This is a genomic window from Microlunatus elymi, assembly GCF_007362775.1.
In the GTDB taxonomy this organism is placed as follows: Bacteria; Actinomycetota; Actinomycetes; order Propionibacteriales; family Propionibacteriaceae; genus Microlunatus; species Microlunatus elymi.
Genome location: NZ_CP041692.1, coordinates 3609242 through 3630491 on the forward strand (window position 1 = coordinate 3609242; position 21250 = coordinate 3630491).

The 21250-nt window shown below is 65.6% G+C and carries 17 protein-coding genes; 7 read left to right on the plus strand and 10 right to left on the minus strand.

What is annotated here, in order from left to right:
• The 6 genes from cimA to FOE78_RS16165 form a co-directional block, all read right to left on the minus strand.
• A complete protein-coding gene (gene cimA / locus FOE78_RS16140) occupies positions 1 to 1626 on the minus strand; it encodes a citramalate synthase (RefSeq protein ID WP_143987210.1) in 1626 nt (541 codons plus the stop codon).
• Between the two features lie 227 nt (positions 1627 to 1853).
• Positions 1854 to 3299, minus strand: a complete 1446-nt coding sequence (locus tag FOE78_RS16145; protein ID WP_143987211.1) for a pectate lyase family protein — start codon at positions 3297 to 3299, stop codon at positions 1854 to 1856.
• A 106-nt stretch (positions 3300 to 3405) separates the two neighbouring features.
• Complete coding sequence (locus tag FOE78_RS16150) at positions 3406 to 5748, minus strand: arylsulfatase (RefSeq protein ID WP_143987212.1); 2343 nt, start codon at positions 5746 to 5748, stop codon at positions 3406 to 3408.
• A 164-nt stretch (positions 5749 to 5912) separates the two neighbouring features.
• Complete coding sequence (gene uidA, locus FOE78_RS16155) at positions 5913 to 7724, minus strand: beta-glucuronidase (protein ID WP_143987213.1); 1812 nt, start codon at positions 7722 to 7724, stop codon at positions 5913 to 5915.
• 110 nt (positions 7725 to 7834) lie between these two features.
• Positions 7835 to 8314 carry an NUDIX domain-containing protein gene (locus FOE78_RS16160; RefSeq protein ID WP_143987214.1) on the minus strand — a complete coding sequence of 160 codons (480 nt, stop codon included), beginning with the start codon at positions 8312 to 8314 and terminating at the stop codon, positions 7835 to 7837.
• 9 nt (positions 8315 to 8323) lie between these two features.
• Entirely contained in the window at positions 8324 to 9409 is a 1086-nt protein-coding gene (locus FOE78_RS16165; RefSeq protein ID WP_143987215.1) for a branched-chain amino acid aminotransferase, read from the minus strand.
• 44 nt (positions 9410 to 9453) lie between these two features.
• Between FOE78_RS16165 and FOE78_RS16170 the strand changes: the two genes are divergently transcribed.
• The 3 genes from FOE78_RS16170 to FOE78_RS16180 all read left to right on the plus strand — a co-directional run bounded on the left by FOE78_RS16170 (position 9454) and on the right by FOE78_RS16180 (position 12678).
• Positions 9454 to 10557, plus strand: coding sequence for a 3-isopropylmalate dehydrogenase (locus tag FOE78_RS16170; RefSeq protein ID WP_143987216.1), 1104 nt, complete (start codon positions 9454 to 9456; stop codon positions 10555 to 10557).
• Positions 10558 to 11129: 572 nt separating this feature from the next.
• Positions 11130 to 11693, plus strand: a complete 564-nt coding sequence (locus FOE78_RS16175) for an O-methyltransferase (RefSeq protein ID WP_143987217.1) — start codon at positions 11130 to 11132, stop codon at positions 11691 to 11693.
• Between the two features lie 442 nt (positions 11694 to 12135).
• A complete protein-coding gene (locus FOE78_RS16180) occupies positions 12136 to 12678 on the plus strand; it encodes a hypothetical protein (RefSeq protein ID WP_143987218.1) in 543 nt (180 codons plus the stop codon).
• 67 nt (positions 12679 to 12745) lie between these two features.
• Here FOE78_RS16180 and ilvC read toward each other — a convergent pair whose 3' ends face one another.
• From ilvC to FOE78_RS16195, 3 genes are all read right to left on the minus strand, one after another.
• Positions 12746 to 13765, minus strand: a complete 1020-nt coding sequence (gene ilvC / locus FOE78_RS16185; RefSeq protein ID WP_143988852.1) for a ketol-acid reductoisomerase — start codon at positions 13763 to 13765, stop codon at positions 12746 to 12748.
• A gap of 84 nt (positions 13766 to 13849) precedes the next feature.
• Entirely contained in the window at positions 13850 to 14359 is a 510-nt protein-coding gene (gene ilvN, locus FOE78_RS16190) for an acetolactate synthase small subunit (protein WP_266094975.1), read from the minus strand.
• Between the two features lie 47 nt (positions 14360 to 14406).
• Positions 14407 to 16176, minus strand: coding sequence for an acetolactate synthase large subunit (locus tag FOE78_RS16195; RefSeq protein WP_143987219.1), 1770 nt, complete (start codon positions 16174 to 16176; stop codon positions 14407 to 14409).
• Positions 16177 to 16570: 394 nt separating this feature from the next.
• Between FOE78_RS16195 and FOE78_RS16200 the strand changes: the two genes are divergently transcribed.
• Genes FOE78_RS16200 through FOE78_RS16215 form a run of 4 tightly spaced genes read left to right on the plus strand, consistent with a single transcriptional unit; the run spans position 16571 to position 19968 of the window.
• Complete coding sequence (locus FOE78_RS16200) at positions 16571 to 17647, plus strand: substrate-binding domain-containing protein (RefSeq protein ID WP_143987220.1); 1077 nt, start codon at positions 16571 to 16573, stop codon at positions 17645 to 17647.
• A gap of 28 nt (positions 17648 to 17675) precedes the next feature.
• On the plus strand, positions 17676 to 18701 hold the full coding sequence (locus FOE78_RS16205; RefSeq protein WP_143987221.1) for an ABC transporter permease: 1026 nt from the start codon (positions 17676 to 17678) through the stop codon (positions 18699 to 18701).
• Complete coding sequence (locus tag FOE78_RS16210; RefSeq protein ID WP_143987222.1) at positions 18701 to 19537, plus strand: ATP-binding cassette domain-containing protein; 837 nt, start codon at positions 18701 to 18703, stop codon at positions 19535 to 19537. Before FOE78_RS16205 ends, FOE78_RS16210 begins: the two co-directional genes overlap by 1 nt.
• 14 nt (positions 19538 to 19551) lie before the next feature.
• Positions 19552 to 19968 (plus strand): universal stress protein, encoded by a 417-nt coding sequence (locus FOE78_RS16215; protein WP_143987223.1) that lies wholly within the window; start codon positions 19552 to 19554, stop codon positions 19966 to 19968.
• A 34-nt stretch (positions 19969 to 20002) separates the two neighbouring features.
• On the opposite strand, the gene FOE78_RS16220 is transcribed toward FOE78_RS16215, so the two are convergent.
• Positions 20003 to 21175, minus strand: a complete 1173-nt coding sequence (locus FOE78_RS16220; RefSeq protein WP_143987224.1) for a winged helix DNA-binding domain-containing protein — start codon at positions 21173 to 21175, stop codon at positions 20003 to 20005.
• Positions 21176 to 21250 lie beyond the last annotated feature (75 nt).

A 21250-nucleotide genomic window follows, 5' to 3' on the forward strand; every position in this document is an offset into this window, starting at 1 on the left:
TCAGCCCTGACCGGCTCCGGATCGCAGCAGACCATAGGAATACGCCTCGGCCAGCGCCTCCCAGGAAGCGTCGATCACGTTCTGCCCGACGCCGACCGTGGTCCAGCTGCGCATCCCGTCGGTGGTCTGGATCAGGACTCTGATCGTGGCATCGGTGCCGTGCCCCTGATCGAGGATCCGGACCCGGTAGTCGCTGAGCTCGAACCGCTCGACGACCGGGTAGACCGGCAGCAACGCCTCGCGCAGAGCATGATCAAGAGCGTTCACCGGCCCGTTGCCTTCGCCGACCACTCGGGTGATCGATCCGCCGGCATCCAGTTGCAGCGTCGCCTCGGTGTCCAGCTCCCGTTCCGGGTCGCCCTCCCGGGTGATCGATTGAGTGAAGACCCGCCAGGACCTGGCCACGAAGAAGACCGGCAGTTGATCAAGCTCGTCGCGCAGCAGCAGTTCGAAACTTGCGTCGGCACCCTCGTAGGTGTAGCCGGCTGCTTCGCGTTCCTTGACCGTGTCGGTGATCTTCGCGGCCAGGTCCCGATCCGAGAGGTCAAATCCGAGCTCCTCGCCCTTGATCTGGATGTTGGCTCGGCCGGCCATGTCGGACACCAACATCCGCATGTCGTTGCCGACCAGCTCCGGATCGATGTGCTGATACAGATTCGGATCGACCTTGATCGCGCTGGCATGCAACCCCGCCTTGTGGGTGAAGGAGGACAGGCCAACATAGGGTTGACGATTGCTCGGTGGAACATTCGTCACCTCGGCGATCGCATGGGATAGTCGCGTCGCCTCGGCCAGCGATCCGGCCGGCAGCAGTTGCCAGCCGTACTTCAGTTCGAGATTGGCCACCACCGGAACGAGATCGGCGTTGCCGGTCCGTTCCCCGTAGCCGTTGATGGTGCCCTGGACGTGGGTGGCGCCCGCGTCCACTGCGGCCAGCGTGTTGGCCACCGCACAACCGGAATCGTTGTGGGCATGGATTCCCAGCCGCGCCCCGGTGGACTCGGCCACCTCGGCAACGACCGCCGACACCCACGGCGGAAGCATGCCGCCGTTGGTGTCGCACAGCACCGCAACCTCGGCACCTGCCTCCATCGCGGCGCGTACCACCTCGGTCGCGTACGCCTTGTTCTCGCGGTAGCCGTCGAAGAAGTGCTCGCAGTCCAGGAACACCCGCTGCCCCTCCGCCACCAGGTGAGTCACCGTGTCGGTGATCATCGCCAGGTTTTCCGCCAGCGTGGTCCGCAACGCCCGCAGCACGTGTTGATCATGACTCTTCGCCACCACACAGGCCACCGCGGCACCGGAGTCGCGCAACGCGGCGGTGAGCGGATCGTCGGCCGCCTTGCCACCGACGCGCCGGGTGAAGCCGAACGCGGTCAGAGTGGCGTTCTTCAACGACAGTTCGCCCGCCGCGGCTGCGGCGAAGAAGGCGGTGTCGTTGGGGTTCGCCCCCGGCCAGCCGCCCTCGATGTAGTCGACGCCGAGCTCGTCCAGGTAGCCGGCGATCCGCAGCTTGTCCGTGACGGTCAGCCGCATTCCCTCCTGCTGCGAGCCGTCCCGCAGGGTGGTGTCGTAGACGTGGAAGTCGGTCGGCTGCGGGAAGGGCGCCGCACTCTGCGTCGACATGATGTCCTCGGATTCGATGGTGGCGGATTGCGTTCGGTGGTGGCGGATCGCGTTGTGGGCATGAAAAAACCTCCCGCTGGAAGACAGGAGGTTTGGCGCGCTGTGACGAGGTCGCAGCGCGCTAAGTAATGATCAGAGCCTGATCGGCCATGCGCACAGTCTGCGCCCGCCGGCGCCGGATCGCCAGCACCCCTTCCAGAATTTGAGACATCAGGCTCTCTGCCGACTCAGATCCGACCCGCGCCGGCGTTGGCCAGCACCGACCTGGTCACCTGTCGCTCCGAGTGCAGCGGCTTGAGTTGATAGACATCGTCGGGATTCCAGTCGACGGTTGGCTGGAACGACTCGGCGGTCCAGGCGGGCGGCTCGGTGCCGTCGGCAGCGGCGTCGGCGAGGGCCTCGGCCTTGGCTTGGTCGAAGGAGGCGCGGGCGACGGCGATCGCGTCGACCTTGCGGCCGTTGAACCACGACCCGCGGTCGAAGAACCTGGTGCCGCCGCTGGCCCAGGCGATGATCGAGCTGTCTGCGCCCGGCCCGGTGTAGTCGAAGGCGTTGTAGCGGGAGTAGATCTGCGATTCCAGTCCCAGACCGAGGAAGTAGCCCGGGCCGCCGAGCTTCGGGGTCAGGATCGGCCGCTGCGGATCGTCGGTGGCCGCCGTGTAGAGGTTGTTCACCACGTCCACCCGGCCGAACCGCACCCGCGGGGAGCGCTGCTCGCTGTCGATGAAGTGATTGCCGACGAACGTGATCCGCAGCTTGCCCCGATCACGGTCGCCCTTGCTGTCGCCGGAGCCCAGCAGCAGAGTCTTGGAGTGGTTGTCGAAGACGCTGTTCGAAACCGTGACCAGGTTGGTGCCGTCCTCCATGTCGAGCAGCCCGTCGTGCTGCTGCACGATCTTGGTGTGAGGACCGATTTCTGCCGCGCTGTCGGGATGGGCGCCATCGGTGAAGGTGACGTGATCGATCCAGACGTGGGTGCCGGTGACGATGCTCATCGCATCGAACCGCGCATTCCACGATCCGCCGCCGTCGCCGGGATCCCAGCTCGGGAAGTAGTCGATCGGCGATTCCATGGTCAGGTTCTGGACGATGATGTTGCTGCCGCCGTTGATCGTCAGGTAGATCCCGGTCAGCTTGGCGTGGTTGCCGAGACCGACCAGTGTGGTGTTCGACCCGAGTGTGATCTGGATCTGCGCCTTCTCGGCGTTCGAGCCCATCACCCGTCCCCGGCGGAGATCACCGCAATCGGGGTAGCGACTGTCGCTCCACTCCATCGCGTCCGGCCCGTAGCAGGCGATGTAGCGGTCGAGATCCCAACCAGGACGGTAATCCTGCTGTCCCAGATGGGTTCCGTCACCGGCGTCGTCACCGTAGATGTTGCCGACGACCTTGATCACTTTCGGCGCGTTCGGCTGGCCGCCGTTGTTCACAGCGTTGATCAACTCGGCTCGGTTGTGCACCACGAATCTATTGGCTGCGCCGGCGCTACCGCCGCCGGTCACCCCACCGTCGGTCGATGCCCAGCCGACCGGCCGGCTCGGTGCCGCGTCGTGTCCCGGGTCGGCGCCCGCTGACGGCGATGCGACGACCATCCCGGCCACTGCCAGAGAGAGGGCCGCCGCAGCGACAGCCAGTCGGCCTCGTACGGGTTTGGTGATCTTGGTCAGTTCCACGCTGAACTCCTCGGAAATCGGTTACCGAGGAATATCAGCAGCGAACCTGATCATCCGTCAAGGGTTGTCATCGGTTTGCCGTCGACAACCCTGACGGACGCAGCCCTCAGTCGCGGGCCATCGCGGCCCGCAGGTGCGCTTCGACGTCGACGTAGGCGTCGTCGGCGATGTCGAAGACGACCTTGTGGATGGTGCCGCCGGTGAAGTCGAACCGATCACCGGCGTAGGCGCTGGACACCGAGTCGCCGCTGTCGTAGCCGATGCACAGACCCTCGCCGCAGAGCGAGAAGTGCCCCAGCACCGTACGGATCTGCTGTTCGCCGACCTGTTGATCGTCGATGTAGAGCCGCAGCGGACCGGTGCCTTCGCGGAATTGGCCGGTGCCCTCCTTGACGAACTCGACCCCCAGGATGTGCCGGCCCGATGTCGGCACCGGCGCCGAGATCCGATCCTCCGGCGGGATGCCGAGAAAGTTGTAGGCGTAGCTGAGCTGCCCGTCCTTGATGAACAACGCGTGACCGCCGAACCGAGACCCATGGGCGAAGATCACACCTTGGCTGTCCGGCTCAAGATCAACATCGGCGAACACCTTGTACGAGACTCCGTGCACGTTGGCCGCGGACCGCTCCGGGATCTCCGACGTGCCCGGGTAGTAGACGTACTGACCGCTCGGCGGCACCGGGACGTGGAACTCCATCTTCATGAAGGTCTCGAAGTCCTTCGGGTTGCCGATGATCTGCAGGTCATTCAGCGGCAGGACGTTGTTGGCTTCGGCCTCCGCCATCCACCGTGCCTTGAGTTCCGCGACCTTCTCCGGATGATCCTGAGCAAGATCATCAGCCTCGGACCGATCGACATCGGTGTGGAACAACTGCCACTTGTCCTTGTCGTATCCGCTCATGCCGCTGACCGGGCCGTGCTCGGTGACCGCCTTCCAGCCGTCGTGCCAGATGCCACGATTGCCGAACATCTCGTAGTACTGCGTCTTCTTCGCGGTCGGCGCGTCCGCATCATCGAACGAGTAGGCCATCGAGACACCCGACAGCGGCGTCTGCTCGATCCCCTCGAACACGTCCGGGAATTCCACCCCGCAGGCCTCGTAGATCGTCGGCACGATGTCGGTCGAGTGGTGGTACTGATGCCGTACCTCGCCCTTGGCCTTGATCCCGGCCGGCCAGTGGATCACCAGCGGATCGCAGATGCCACCCTGATAGACGTATCGCTTGAACATCCGGTACGGGGTGGTGAAAGCGGCCGCCCAACCCGTCGGATAGTGGTTGTAGGTGTCCGGTGAGCCGAGCTTGTCCACCATCGACAGGTTCTGCTCAAGATCATCGGGATAGCCGCCGAAGATCTTGCCCTCGTTGACCGAACCGTTCGGACTGCCCTCGCCGGAGGCGCCGTTGTCGGCGCAGTAGAAGATGATCGTGTTCTCCAACTGGCCGGATTCCTCCAGGTAGTCGACGATCCTGCCGACCTGGGCGTCGGTGTATTCGCTGAAACCGGCGTACACCTCGGCCATCCGGCAGAACATCGCCCGTTCCTTCTCGTTCAGCTCCCCCCAGGGCCGCACGTAGTCGGTCTGGGTGTAGGTGCCGTCCGACATCGGATTCAGCGGGGTGAGCTCGGTGCCCTCGGGGAGGATGCCGCGCTCGATCATCCGCGGCAGCACCCACTCCCGGTAGGCCTCGTAGCCGTCGTCGAAGGCACCCTTGTACTTGTCGATGTACTCCTGCGGCGCATGATGCGGAGCGTGGTTGGCGCCCGGGCAGAACCAGAGATACCAGGGCTTGTCCGGCTCGGTCTGCTTGGAGTCGCGGATCATCCGCAACGCCTGATCGGCCAGATCCTTGGACAGGTGATAGCCGTCCTCGGGCCCGTACGGCTGATCGATGTAGCGGTTGCCCTCGGCCAGCGACGGATACCAGTTGTTCGTCTCACCGCCGATGAACCCGTAGAACTGGTCGTAGCCCATGCCCAGCGGCCAGCGCTTCTTGGACGCGCCCATCGTCCACTCGTCGATCGGCACGTTGTGATTCTTGCCCACCCAGAAGGTCGACCAGCCGGCCTCCCGCAGCACGTTGGCCATGGTCGCGTTGGACGGCGGTATGTGTGAGCTGTAGCCCGCGAACCCGGTCGAGGACTCCGAGATCGAAGCGAACCCGTTCATATGGTGATTGCGGCCGGTCAGAAAGGTCGAGCGGGTCGGGGAACACAACGCGGTGGTGTGCCACTGGCTGTAGGTCAGCCCGCCGGCAGCCAGCCGGTCCATCGTCGGCATGTTGATCCGCCCGCCGTACGGGGACCAGGCGGCCTGGCCGGTGTCGTCGTACAGGACGACCAGGACATTGGGTGCGCCGGTCGGTGCCTTGTCCGGCAGGAATGCGTCCCAGTCGCCCTGCGAATCGCGGACATCCAGTTCGACCTTGCCCTGAAACTCTCGTGCCATGCGGAGACTCCGATCGACAGGGGGCAGCCATGCCCGCAGCAGGTGGGGAGAGCCGGCATGTGCTGCAACGTTGTTGATCACCACCAAACGCAAGCCGACCCCCACCCAGGATCACCCGACTCGGGTGATCTTGCGTTCGGGCCTTTGGTCCTCGAGGCCGCGATTCAGTCTGCCGGCGCCTCGACCTGCGCGTCCGCCGCTTTCCGGTCCAGCCAACGCCGACGCAACCAGTGCGCCGCCAGCTTGGGCTCACGATCTCGAGTGAAGACGCCCTTGCGGTTGCCGCCGACCCGGATGATCCCTGCCGTGGTGGCGAAGTCGGCCAGATTCCACACCTGCTCCCCCACCACCGCATCGATTCCGTCGAAGACCCGAGAGTTCATCTCCAGATACTGCTGCTGATACTCCTCGCTCCACGGCTGGGCGATCAGCTGATGCATGCCGTCGAGGGTGTCGGCGCCGTACTCGGTGATGATGATCGGTTTGCCGTCGCCTGCCCAACCGTTGAGCTCGGCGGTCCAGGCCTGTTCGGCCGCCGCCAGATCTCCGGTGAAGGCATACCACCCGTAGTAGCGGTTCAGCATGATCACGTCGGCGAATTGAGCCAGCCGGCAGTCGCCGTGCCGGGCCAGCATCATGTTGACGAAGCCGACCGGCCGGGTCGGATCGGCCTTGCGGGCTTCGGCAAACAGCGGCTCGAAGTAGTGCACCGACTCCTCGGTGTGGGACTCCGGCTCGTTGGCGATCGACCACAGCACCACGCTGGGATGGTTGCGGTCCCGGTTGATCAATTCGCGGATGACCTGAGCGTGATTGGCCTGCGTCTTCTCGTTCACGGTCTCGGCCGAGAAGGTCGGATAGCCCTGGCTGCCGAACAGCCCGCCGCCGATGCCGAGATTCAGCCCGACCGCAGGGGTCTCGTCGATCACCACCAGGCCGGTCCGGTCGGCGTGCTCCATGAACTCCTCGGAGTAGGGATAGTGCGAGGTCCGGATCGAATTCGCGCCGATCCATTCCAGGCAAGCGAAATCCCGCAGCATCAAGGCGTCGTTGTGCTGTTTGCCGACGATGGCGTGATCCTCGTGCATGCCGAAGCCGGTGAAGTAGAACGGCTCGCCGTTGATCAGGAACTGGGTGCCGCGGACCTCTACCGTCCGGACTCCGACCGGCAGCCGGTACTCGTCCAGGAGTTGATCTCGGTCGGTCAGCCGGATCGTCAACTCGTACAGGTATCCGCGGCCGGGTTGCCAGAGCTCGACCGCCGGCACCCGGAGCTGTGCCTGGCTGCCCTGACCGCTCGCCACCTCCTGCCCGTCGGCGTCGGACAGCACCAGCGCGGTTCGTAGCTCGTCTGCCTCGCTCGTCGTGGTGCGGACGTCGACCAGGCCGGTGTCAGCGTCCAGACCGATGACCACCAGCACGTCCTCGATGCGTGCCTTCGGGGTTGCCGTCAGCCAGACCGAGCGATGCAGTCCGGCGTAGTTGTAGAAGTCGTGGAAGTACCGCTGCCGCGGGCCGGTCGGCCCGTCCTCGACGACGCCGGGCGGGATCGATGCGAAGGTCAGCGTGTTGTTGACCTTGATCACCAGCCGGCACTCCTGGCCGGGCTCGACGGCGTCGGTGAGGTCGAGTTCGAACGGCAGATAGCCGCCCTCGTGCGATCCGATCTCGTGCCCGTTCAGCCAGACCGTCGCCCGGTGGGTGGCCGACTCGACGTAGAGGCTGATCCGCTGGTCCTGCCAGCCGCGCGGGATCCGGACCGTGGTCGCGTACCAGAGATCGCCGAAGAACTCCCGATCTCCCGGGTCCAGCACCAATTCGTTGTACGAGGCCGGCACGGCCATCGCCCGGGCTTCCGGCAGCGCGCCGTCCTGCCATCCTTGTTCGACACCGACTCCGTCGCGATCAATACGGAAGTCCCACAAACCGTCGAGCCGCTTACGCTCTCGAGTCGCCGTGTCCTGTGGCCTCAACATGGCGCCCCCGTATGCCCGAACCGTTCCACTCTGAACTCCTTGATCATCGGTTGCCAGAACAGAATCAGCAGCGCCGATCGGTCGTCAAGGGTTGCCGCCGGTTTGCCGTCTCAGGCCGGTGAGCCGGCGAGCGCGGCCATGATCAACTCGCGATGCCCCATACGCAGGTCGGCCGGCAGTTCGCCGACGGTGAAGAAGCGTGCCTCGGCAACCTCGATCTCGTCCACCCGCGGCACCTGGTCGCCGGCCAGTCGGCTGATCACCGCGACCTCCAGCCGCAGCCGGAAGCCGGAGTTGATCTTGTGGATCCTGACATCGGTTATCTGCAAGGAGGTTTCCTCGGCAACCTCGCGGGCAAACCCCTGCTCGATAGTCTCGCCCCGCTCGAGATAGCCAGAAGGAGTGCCCCAGGGACAATCCTTCCAGAACCGATGCCGCAGCAGCAGGACTCGATCATGATCGTCGAGCACGACGCCGGTGACGCCGATCATGAAGGTGGCGTGTTTCAGCCACAGGATCCGCCACTGTGCCGGCCCGTGCAGGCGTTTCCAGGCGCGGGCCGCCAACTCGGCAAGATCACCCTTGATCATCGAGGTGTTTCAGCAGACCTTGTGCATCCAGCCGTGGGTGTCCTCGACCCGGCCGTACTGGACGTCCAGCAGGGCGCGGCGCAGTTCGTCGGTGTAACGACCGGAGGCGCCGTCGTTCACCACAACTCGCCCTTGTTCGGTGACCAGCGAGCCGACCGGGTTGATCACCGCCGCCGTACCGCAGGCGAACATCTCGGTGATCTTGCCGGAGCGGATGCCGTCCAGCAGTTCGTCGATGCTGATCCGGCGCTCGACCGGCTGCAGACCGTGCTCGGAAGCCAGCGTGAGCACCGAATCGCGGGTGACGCCCTCCAGGATGGTTCCCTCCAGCGACGGCGTGATCAACTCGCCGTCGCTGGTGACCAGGTAGATGTTCATCCCGCCGAGCTCCTCCACCCAGCGCTTCTCTGCGCCGTCCAGGAAGAGCACCTGGTCGCAACCCTTGTCGTACGCCTCCTGCTGGGCGATCAGGCTGGAGGCGTAGTTGCCGCCGGTCTTGGCCGCACCGGTGCCGCCGGGTGCGGCGCGCACGTACTGCGACGAGACCCAGATGTCCACCGGTTGCACGCCGTGACTGAAGTACGCACCGGCCGGGCCGGCGATGCAGGCGTAGGTGACGGTCTTGGCCGGCCGCACCCCGAGGAACGTCTCGGAAGCGAACATGAACGGCCGGATGTAGAGGTTGCTTTCCCCGCCGCCGGGCACCCAGGCCTGATCGGTGACCACCAGGGTTTCGATGCTGGCCAGGAAATCCTCGTGCGGCAGCACCGGCAGCGCCAGCCGTTCGGCGGACTTGGTGAAGCGGTCCGCGTTCTTGTCCGGGCGGAACAGCCAGATCGAGTCGTTGGCGTGCCGGTAGGCCTTCAGCCCCTCGAAGATCTCCTGCGCGTAGTGCAGCACCGCCGCCGCCGGATCCAGCTGGAACGGACCGTACGGGCGGACCTGGCGATCGTGCCAACCCTCCTCCGGGTTCCAAATGGCCACGGCCATGTGATCGGAGAAATGGAGGCCGAATCCCGGATCGGCGAGGATGGCCGCGCGCTCGGCCTCGCTCTTCGGATGCGGATTGGGCCGGACGTCGAACAGCCTGCTCATGGTTTGCACGCTAGCACTGCCTTTCTCTTGGACTGACGGCTGAGATGGGGCTCTCGTCGCGGACGCGGTCTGGCTACGATGCGCGGGTGACGAGCGAGAACAAGACGAAGAATCTGGCCGTGATCGCCGGTGACGGCATCGGTCCCGAGGTGGTCGCCGAGGGCATCAAGGTGCTGCAGGCGGTCGCCCCCGGCGCCTTCGAGCTGACCGACTACGACCTCGGCGCCGAGCGTTGGAAGCGGACAGGGGAGGTGCTCCCGGACTCGGTTCTGGACGAGTTGCGTCAGTCCGACGGCATTCTCTTCGGCGCGGTCGGTGCCGCACCCGGTGACAAGACGATGCCCAGTGGCATCCTCGAGCGCGGCCTGATCCTCAAGATCAGATTCGCCTTCGATCACTACGTCAACCTGCGGCCGAGCCGGCTGTTCCCCGGCATTCCCACTCCGCTGGCCGATTCGGTGATCGCCGGCAAGGAGATCGACTTCGTCGTCGTTCGCGAGGGCACCGAGGGTCTGTACGTCGGCAACGGCGGCGTGGTCCGTGCCGGCACGCCGGCCGAGATCGCCACCGAGGTGAGCATCAACACCGCGTACGGGGTGGAGCGGGTCGTTCGCGACGCCTTCGCCCGCGCCTCCCGGCGCCGGAACAAGATCACCTTGGTGCACAAGCACAACGTGCTGGTCAACGCCGGTGGGCTGTGGCGCAGGATCTTCGAGTCGGTCGCCCGCGAGTATCCCGATGTCGCCACCGACTACCTGCACGTCGACGCCGCCACCATCTTCCTGGCCACCGATCCGGCCCGGTTCGACGTGATCGTCACCGACAACCTGTTCGGCGACATCATCACCGACCTGGCCGGTGCGGTCACCGGTGGCATCGGACTGGCCGCCAGCGGCAACATCAACCCGGAGGGCCGCTATCCGTCGATGTTCGAGCCGGTGCACGGTTCTGCTCCTGACATTGCTGGTAAGGCCATCGCGGATCCGACCGCGACGATCCTGTCGGTCTCGTTGCTGCTGGATCATCTCGGCCTGGCAGACGAGTCCGCCCGAATCGAAAAGGCAGTGCTGGCCGACATCGCTCACCGCTCCGCTGGTACGTCGCGCAGCACCAGCGAGATCGGCGACGCGATCGCCTCGGCCCTCTGACCTCGCCCTTTTACTGTCCGTCCCTCGACCGTTGTGATCTTGGGGTGGGCGGTCTCTGCGCGCAGACAACCGGTCCGCACAATGCCTGGTTCCCTTATCTGGTTGGGATCTGATGGCTGATACGGGGCGCGGACGGCATTGTGCGGACGGCCAGGCCCATCCACGTCTTGCGCGCAGAGACCGCCCGCCCCAGCCTCGGCAGACCAGTCGCCCGCACTCCGTCTGGGGCGCACCTGGGCTCGGACCGCACCCAAGGGCCCTGAGCTTGTCGAAGGGCCGGTAACCCCCGCTGCCTACCGCTCAGCCGGACGTTGCTGACGTACGCGAATGATCTCGGGGCGGGTCTCGTGGGCTCGCCGGGCGCGGCGGTGCGGGCGCTCGGCTACGGTCCGGCGGGAGGTTTCGTCCTGCTCGGCCCAACGGTCTGGATACATGTCGTACATGTGCATTCCCGGTTCGAGATCGATGCTGGTGGACGAGATACTAGGACGTCCGAGTATTTTTCCACCAGATCGTGGGATGACGTTCTCGCATCCTGGACCCTGCCCGTCTGCAATGAAAGACTGACTGTTGTGAGTGCACCGCCCGAACTGCCCGAACTCGTCACCCGAGCGCTGCGGATGTCCCTGCAGCACGGGTACGTGATGGCCTCGCGCAACGAGACCGGGCGGCTGCTGGCGACCCTCGCGGCAACCCGGTCCGGGACGATGGCCGAGTGCGGCACCGGCTGCGGTGTCGGCGCCGCGTGGCTGCGGGTCGGTGCCCCCAAGGGCACCCGAGTGCTGACCGCGGAGCTCGATCCCGAACTCGCCCACGGCGTGATGGAGATGTTCGCCGGCGACGACATCGACGTGATGCATGCCGACTGGTCCACGTTGGCCGAGCACGCCCCGTTCTCGTTGATCTTCATCGATGCGGAGAGCGCCCGGCACTCTCCGCGGGAGGAGATCATCGACATGCTGGAGACTGGCGGGATGATCGTCCTCGACGACTTCTCCCCCTCAACCAACTGGCCCCCGATGGAGTCCGGCCGCGTTGATCAACTCCGTCAGGCCTGGCTCACCGACGAACGCTTCACCAGCGTCGACGTGATGGTCGCCCCCGACACCTCGGTCCTGATCGCCGTCAAGCGCTGACGCTGCGGCAGGTCCGGCTCGTGCGAGGCGCCTACAGCGGACCGATTCTGCGGGTCAGCACCACAGCAACGACGGGACTCCAAAACCTTGCGTCGTGCCGGATTTGTCCGAGCACCCGCAGACATGCCCGAGCTTCCGACGATCTGTGCAGGGCGCACACTGTGACCTGCAAATCCAAGGAGCTTGGAGCTCGCAGTGGCGATCTATGGGTGCGCAAACTCCTCGGATACGGGAGGTCGGAACGCAATATGACGACCGCACGTCGCCTGCCGTACCTGACCTCGTCCACCATCCGACCTCGCCACGAGTGAGGAATGGATCCACGCGATGAGATGCAGCATGGGTCTGCGCAGCTCGCACTGACCATCGGGCTGACCGGATTCGATATCGGGTCGTGACCGGAAGCGTGCCGAACGCGTCGTGATCATGGCATCCTGCTGCAATGCCTCGTGAACGACGTCACCGCGGACCACGGATCCTGCTCGGGATCGCCGTGATGATCGTGCTGGTCGCCGGTGGGTTCTGGGTCTTGAGCCGGTTCGCCGGCGGCTGGGGGGTGCCCTACTTCAGCTTCACCACCGACCGCGGATCGCTGTGTACCAACGACTTCACCGGCTATCACTGCGACAACGTCTCGAAGGCCGACGTCCAGTGGTGGGGCGATCTGGACCTGCCCGACAGCGCGGTCGTGCACAGCTCGCACTACAAGTCGACCCACGACTTCAATCTGGACGCGGTGGTGACCGTGCCCAAGGCCGACGCGGCGAAGACGTACGCGTCGCTGCGGAAGACGTTCGGGGCCTGCCAGTCCGGTCATCCGACCCAACTGGACACCACCGGGCTGGCCCAGGTCTGCGTGATGGCCAACGACGCCTCCGACACCGCCGGAGATGCGGCCCCGCTGGCCGACACCCTGTACGAGATCACCACCGGGGTGCAGAAGGACGGCGCGCTGGTGATCGGGATCCACGAGGAATCCCGCTGAAACCAGAAGTTGTCAGCGGAAGAAGGCGCTATAGCGCCTCCTGCCGCTGACAACTCGGTGTGAATGTTTACCGGGCGGCGGTGCCTTCGACGTAGTCGTCGTCGTGGCTCTTCACCCAGGCCATCAGGCCGCGCAGTTCGCGGCCGACCTTCTCGATCGGGTGCTGCTCGGCCTCGGCCCGGAACCGCTTGAACTCGGGCGCGCCGGCGTCCTGGTCATCGATGAATCGCTGGGCGAAGGTGCCGTCCTGGATGTCGGACAGCACGGCCTTCATCGACTCCTTGACGTGATCGTCGATCACCCGCGGGCCGGACACGTAATCGCCGTACTCGGCGGTGTCGGAGATGCTCCAGCGCTGCTTGGCGATGCCGCCCTCGTACATCAGGTCGACGATCAGCTTCAGCTCGTGCAGGCACTCGAAGTAGGCGACCTCCGGCTGGTAGCCGGCGTTGGTCAGCGTCTCGAAGCCGGCCTGGATCAGCGCGCTGGCGCCGCCGCACAGCACGGCCTGCTCGCCGAAGAGGTCGGTCTCGGTCTCCTCGGTGAACGTGGTCTTGATGCCGCCGGCCCGCAAGCCACCGATGCCCTTGGCGTAGGAGAGCGCCAGGTCCCAGGCCTTGCCGGTGCCGTCCTGCTCGACCGCGACCAGCACCGGAACACCACGACCCTCGGCGTACTCACGACGCACGAGGTGTCCCGGGCCCTTCGGCGCGACCATCGCCACGTCGACACCCTCCGGAGGCTTGATGTAGCCGTAGCGGATGTTGAAGCCGTGGCTGAAGAAGAGCGCGTCGCCCGGGACGAGGTTCGGCGCGATGGCCTCCTCGTACACCTTGCGCTGGCTCGGGTCCGGGGTGAGGACCATGATCAGATCGGCTTCCTCACACGCCTCGTACGGGGTGAGAACCCGCAGGCCCTGTGCCTCGGCCTTGGCGCGGCTCTTGCTGCCTTCCTGGACGCCGACGCGTACGTCGACGCCCGAGTCGCGCAGGGACAGCGCATGGGCGTGGCCCTGGCTGCCGAAACCGAGAATCGCGACATGACGACCCTGGATCACCGAGAGGTCGGCATTGTCGTCGTAGAACATTTCTGCGGGCACTTGATCCAACTCCTGATTTCTTGTGTTGCTGAGATGTTGTGTGGCCGTCAGCGCATCGTAGACCCGGCGAGCCTAGATCGCGCGGATGGCCTTGTTGCGTTCGGTTCTGAGCGAGCGGTCGGTGATCGATCGACTGCCGCGTCCCAGCGCCACCAAGCCGGATTGGACCAGCTCGCGGATGCCGTACGGTTCCAGCATCTCGAGCAGTGATCCCAGCTTGTCCGGGTTTCCGGTGGCTTCGATGGTGATCGTGTCCGCGCTGACATCGACCGATTTCGCCTTGAAGAGCTGGACGATCTCCAGCACCTGGCCGCGGGTCGACTGGTCGGCCCGGACCTTGACCAAGATCAACTCGCGGCGGACCGAATCCGGTTCGAGTTCGACGATCTTGAGCACTTCGACGAGTTTGTTGAGCTGCTTGGTGAGCTGCTCCAACACCGCGTCGTCGACAGCGGTGGCAATGGTGATCCGGGAAACCTCCGGATGCTCCGTCGGACCGACGGCAAGAGAGTCGATGTTGAAGCCGCGGCGGGAGAACAGCCCGGAGACGCGGGCGAGCACGCCGGGCTTGTTCTCCACCAACACCGAGAGTGTACGAGTCGGGTTTGTGCCCGCTTCGATCCGAGTGGTCACAGTTCCTCACCTTCCCAGTTCGGAGCAAGATCACGGGCGATCTTTATCGCGTCGTTGCTGCCGCCGGCCGCAACCATCGGCCACACCATCGCGTCCTTGTGCACGACGAATTCGACCACCACCGGCGCGTCGTTGATGCTGAGCGCCTTGTCGATCACCGCGTCGACCTCGGCCGGCGTCTCGGCCCGCAGCCCCACGCAGCCCATCGCCTCGGCCAGCTTCTGGAAGTCCGGCACCCGGTTGGTCTTCAGATCGGTGTTGGAGTAGCGGCCCTGGTAGAAGAGGGTCTGCCACTGCCGGACCATGCCCAGGCTCTGGTTGTTGATCACCGCGATCTTGACCGGAATCCCTTCCAGGGCACAGGTGACGAGCTCCTGGTTGGTCATCTGGAAGCAGCCGTCACCGTCGATACACCAGACCACGGAGTCCGGCCGGCCGGCCTTGGCACCCATCGCCGCGGGAACGCCGTACCCCATGGTGCCGGCGCCGCCGGAGTTGAGCCAGTGCCCGGCTCGCTCGAAGGGCAGGAAATGCGCTGACCACATCTGATGCTGGCCGACGCCGGCGACGTAGTACGCGTCCGGTCCGGTCAGCTCGCCGATCCTCTTGATCACGCCCTGCGGTGACAGCGATCCGTCGTCGGGTTCGTCGTAGCCGGTCGGGTAGCGGTTCTGCAGACCGTCGAGATATCCCTGCCAGGCAGAGAAATCCGGCAGTTCGGGCTCGGCCCGGAGCACCTCGGTCAGTTCGCCGATCACCTCGGCGCAGTCTCCGACGATCGGCACGTCGGCATGCCGGTTCTTGCTGATCTCGGCCGGGTCGATGTCGGCGTGGATCACCTTGGCGTCCGGTGCGAAACTGGACAACTGACCCGTCACCCGATCGTCGAATCGAGCACCGAGCGAGATCAGCAGATCGCTGCGCTGCAAGGCGCCCACGGCCGCGACCGCACCGTGCATGCCGGGCATGCCGTAGTTCAGCGGATGGCTGTCCGGGACCGCGCCGCGCGCCATCAAAGTGGTGACCACCGGGATCTTCGTCAGCTCCACCAGTTGGACCAACTGCTCGGCCGCATTCGCCTTGATCACACCGCCGCCGACGTAGAGCACCGGCTGCTTGGCGGCCATGATCAACTTCGCCGCTTCACGGATCTGCTTGCTGTGCGGGCGACTGACCGGACGGTAGCCCGGCAGATCGAGCCGCTTGGGCCAGTGGAACGGGGCGATGCCCTGCAACGCGTCCTTGGTGATGTCCACCAGCACCGGTCCGGGCCGGCCGGTGGATGCGATGTGGAACGCCGCCGCGATCGCGTGCGGGATGTCCTCGGCCTTCTTCACCAGGAAGCTGTGCTTGGTGATCGGCATGGTGATGCCGGTGATGTCGGCTTCCTGAAAGGCGTCGGTGCCGATCGAACCGGACGCGACCTGGCCGGTGATCGCCACGATCGGGACCGAGTCCATGTAGGCGTCGGCGATCGCGGTGACCAGGTTGGTCGCTCCCGGACCGGAGGTGGCCATGCAGACACCGACCTTGCCGGTGACCATCGCATAGCCCTCGGCGGCATGTCCTGCGCCCTGCTCGTGGCGGACGAGGATGTGCCGTACAGCTTCGGAGTCGTACAGCGGATCGTAGGCGGGGAGGATCGCTCCCCCGGGGATCCCGAATACGACGTCGGCGCCGACCCGTTCGAGGGATCGGACCAGCGCTTGCGCCCCGGTCAGGCCCGCATCAGCGGCGGGCGAACTCTCTGACCGCTCCTCAGCCATTTCCTTACTCCTGCCTGTGGTTCGAACTGCCCGTGCTCGACTACCGCGTCTGGTGGACGGCAGTGCCGCGATCGGCTTCCGTACAAGAAAAAACCCCCGCCGCCGGGTGGCAGACGAGGGAGCGTGTCGACGATTGAGCTGATGCTCAGCCGACACGCTTTTCGATTACGAGAAGCTGGAACGCGAAACGCACGCAACCACAATCCCGCGCCGGCCGCCCCATGTCAACTGCCGGGACGCTCCGTCTTGTTATCTGGATGCTCAACGCCCTGAGGTGGACCTTGCGTCCCTTGACGATCATCGGCACCTGGGGCTAGGACTTATGGCTAGCACCACAGCAGGAAGCACGCACCGTTCAACGAAGATCGGCCGTTCGACGAAGATCGGAGTGCAGATGGCGACATCCGGCGGGACCACGTTGCGCTCCCGAGCGCGGAGTTTGCTGGCCTGCATCGTGCTCGGTTGCCTGCTGACCGCCTGCGCGGCCAACGACAATCGTCCCGGCGTCTCGCTGATCTTGAAGACTCAGACCAACCCGTACTTCGTGGCGATGAAGAAGGACGCCGAGGACGAGGCCGCCAAACAGGGCGTACGGCTGTCGGTCGCGGCCGGCACCCAGGACGGCGACACCCAGAACCAGATCAATCAGATCTACACCGCCATCGCCCGCGGCGACAAAGGGATCCTGATCACCAGCAACGGTGACTCGATCAACGCCGCCCTGCGCCAGGCGAAGGCCGCCGGGCTCTACGTGATCGCCCTGGACACTCCGCTGATCCCGCCGAACACAGCCGACAACACGTTCGCCACCGACAATCGGGTCGCCGGGCAGCACATCGGCCAGTACGCCGCGGCCAAGCTGGACGGCAAGCCGGCAGTGATCGCGATGCTCGATCTGTACAACGACCAGGTGGTCACCGTCGACACCAACCGTGATCACGGATTCCTTCAGGGGATGGGAATCCCGACCGGCAACCAGAGTCAGAACGGGCTGGAGCCGAAGAAGGGCCACTACACCGGCGGCAAGGGCGGCAGCTACCAGATCGTCTGCCACCGACCGACCCAGGGCGCCATCGACGGCGGCCGGCAGGCGATGGAGCAATGTCTGTCCGCCAACCCGAACATCAACGTCGTCTACACCATCAACGAACCCGCCGGCGAGGGCGCGTACGCGGCGTTGAAGGCGGCCGGCAAGCAGAAGCAGGCCTTCATCGTCACCATCGACGGCAGCTGCGACGGCATCAACTTGGTCAAGAGCGGCGAATTCGCAGCCGACTCGACGCAATACCCCGGCAAGATGGCCCGGCTCGGCGTGGCCGCGATCGCCAAGATCGCTCGCGGCGGACCACCGCCCGGCAAGACCGCCGGTAAGAACTTCTACGACACCGGCACGGCGCTGGCGACCAACGACCCGATCCCGGGCGTCAAGAGCCAGACGCCCGCCGCGGCCGCAAAGACCTGCTGGGGCTAGAGACCGGCTGGGATAGGAAGGTGCACCGATGAGTCAGACCGCGAGTACCAGTCCGGCCAGCGTCGAGGATCTGCTCAGCCGTCGACGAAGTCCGGCCGAACGGATCCAGCATGTGCTGCACGGCAACCCGGCGTTGAGTCCGCTGATCGTATTGATCGCAGCGTTGATCGTCTTCGGCATCGTCTCCGAAGGATTCCTGCGTCCGCAGGCGTTGTCGCTGCTGGTGCAGCAGATGGCGGTCGTCGGCACCCTGGCCGCCGGCCAGACCTTGATCATCTTGACCGCCGGCGTCGACCTGTCGATCGGGATGGCGATGGTGCTGTCCTCGCTGGTGATGGCCAAACTCGCCTTCGGCGGGATGCCGTCGTTCCTGGCGTTGCTGATCGGCATCGCGGTCGCGGTCCTGACCGGGCTGCTGAACGGCTTCCTGGTGACCAAGATCAACTTGCCGCCGTTCATCGTCACCCTGGGCACCTTCTCGATCTTCACCGCGCTGTCGCTGTTGTACGCCCAGGGTCAGACCATCGCGGTGAACCCGAACTCGTTCCTGCTGGTCACCGGCCGCAGTCTCTCGATCGGTTCGGTCAGCGTCACCTGGGGTGTGATCTTCATGGTGGCGGTGTTCGTGGCGCTCGGCTTCGCCCTGCGCAACTCGGCCTGGGGCCGACATCTGTACGCCACGGGTGACGATGCCGATGCCGCCCGGCTGGCCGGTATCCGGACCGGCCGAGTGCTGCTCAGTGCGTACGTGGTGGCCGGGTTGTGCGTCGGCATTGCGGCCTGGATCGTCGCCGGCCGGGTCGGCGGCGCCGACCCCAACGCCGGCCTGAACTACAACCTGTTGTCGATCACCGCGGTGGTGATTGGCGGCACGTCGCTGTTCGGTGGTCGCGGGTCGGTGGTCGGCACCCTGATCGGGGCGCTGATCGTGCAGACGTTCAACAGCGGACTGGCCCTGGCCGGCGTCGACCCGAACTATCAGGTGCTGGCCACCGGCATCCTGGTGATCTTGGCGGTCTCGGTGGACCAGTGGATCAGAAAGGTGAAGGGCTGATGACGACGGCGACCTCGACCGACGAGCAGGCCGGCGGCAACACCGCCGGTTCGGATGAAACCCCGGTGCTGGAGGCGACCGGCCTGGTGAAGCTGTTCGGCCGGGTGGTCGGGCTGCGCGGAGTTGATCTTCGCCTCTTTCCCGGTGAGGTGCTGGCGGTGATCGGCGACAACGGCGCCGGCAAGTCGACCTTGATCAAATGCCTGTCCGGGGCGATGGCGCCTGATCAGGGCACGATCAAGATGGACGGCCGGGTGGTGAATTTCGGCAGCACGCAGGACGCGCGGGAGGCCGGTATCGAGACGGTGTATCAGAATCTGGCCGTCGCACCTGCGCTCGACATCGCCAGCAATCTCTTCCTGGCCAGGGAGATCCGCCGTCCGGGCATTCTCGGTTCGGTCTTCCGGATGGTCGATCGGCCGGCGATGCGTAAGCAGTCCAAGGCGTTCATCGACGATCTCGGCATCACCACGCTGCAGAACATCGACCAGGCGGTGGAGACCCTGTCCGGTGGTCAGCGGCAGATCGTCGCGGTCGCCCGGGCCGGTGCGTTCGGCAGCAAGGTGGTGATCTTGGACGAGCCGACCGCGGCGCTGGGCGTACGGGAGACCGGGCACGTGCTGAAGCTGGTCCGCGACCTGCGGGACAAGGGCATGGCGGTGATCTTGATCAGCCACAACATGCCGAACGTGTTCGAGACCGCGGACCGGATCCACATCCAGCGGCTCGGCGGCCTGGCCGGCGTGATCACCCCGAAGTCCCACAGCATGGAGGACGCGGTCGCGATCATGACCGGGGCGAAGACGCTGGAGCCCGACGAGCAGACGCTGCGCTGACCAGGAGAAGATCGGTGAACATTGTGGTCGGATATCTGCCGACGCCGGAGGGTTCGGCGGCGTTCGAGCAGGCCCGCGAGCTGGCCCGTGATCATGGGCATCGGCTGGTGGTGGTGAACACCGGACATCACGGCAACAACAACCATCCGCACTTCGCCACCCAGCATGATCTGGACGCGATCGAGACGGAACTGTTGAAGGCAGGGATCAATCATGAGATCCGCCAGTCCGGCGGGACCGAATCCGCTGCCGAGTTGATCATGAAGGTGGCCGACGAGACCGAGGCCGGTCTGATCGTGATCGGTCTGCGTCGCCGCAGCCCCGTCGGCAAGATCATCACCGGCAGCACCGCCCAAGCGATCCTGATCGACGCCAAGTGCCCGGTGCTGTCGGTCAAGCCCCGCCAGCGCTTGTTGACGCAGTCGAGATAGTGCCTGATGCCGCCATCTGGTCTGGCGTCCCACCTCAGCCGAGCACCTGCTTGGCCAGCGGTGAAGGAAACCGCGGCAACACCTTGCGGCCGTGCAGCCACTGCGTCAGCGTGGCCGCCCGTGACTCGAGGGCCGCGGATGCCACGGTGCCGACGTCCTCGAGCAGGTGCAGGCGGACCTCGCCGGCGTCGGTCTGCCACCAACCACCGACGACCTTGCCGTCGCTCCAGAGCGTCGGGCCTGCGTTGCCGGTGTTGTCGAAGAGCAGCTTGCGATACTCCGGGTCGACGTACCAGTCGCGGTCGACCCAGCCCATGATCGTCGGATCCAGGGCCGGCAGCAGCGCCACCCACGGTTCGGCCGGTTCCGGCGGATCAAGATCATCGGGCAGCAGGTAGCCGGTGCCGCCGTCAAGATCGACTTCGACGGCGTCCAGCTCGGCCAGTGATCGTTTCACGGCGGCGACGGTCGAACCCAGCCACCACTTCACGTCGTTGACGGTGCCCGGACCGAACGCGCGCAGCCATCGCTCCACCATCGCCGTGTGGCCGTCGGTCGACGGCTCCAGCGGCTTGCCCAGCCAGGAACCCATTGCGGCCCACCGCGGCCGCGAGCTTGCCCAATCCCCACGGTTACTACCCCGGACGATCTTGCCCTCGGCGGACAGAACGGTCAGCACCCGCGGCCCGATCGGGACGTCGCCGCCCCAGGACTTCCCCACCCCGTACGTGACCGAGCCTTCCAGCAGCGGGACCCGTTCCCGCAACTCGGTGGAGGTCGCCTCCGTCCCGTCGGCCAACGCGTCCACCACAGCGCTCTTGGCCTCCGCGAGCCACTTCGCACCGTCGGGAAAAAGACCCGCCTTCTGCACGTCCTTGATCAGCCGACGCGATTCATTCGCCGCCACCCGCTCGCTGGCCCCGGATTGGGCGTCCGCAAGAGTCTGCCGATCGAAGACGAACAGCGTCCGCCGCATCGCCAGATGTTTGACCAGGGAGCGGTCCTGGTAGAACGCGCGATCAAGATCATCGGTCGCGAAACCGTCGAACCGGGCCCAGCAGGACAGGTAGATGGTCGCCGGATCGGTCGCGTGCAGGCAGACGATCGCCCCAGCCACCTCCTCGACGTCGACAGCCCGCGCCGAGTCGACCAGTCGGTGCTGCCGACCGAGCCGTGCCCGCCGTTGCTCGACGCTCACCCGCTGCATGGTCGACCCCTCTTCATGATCAGCCGATTCATGGTCGGCATTGTGGCGTGCGGCACCGACAGTCCGCTTCCGGGC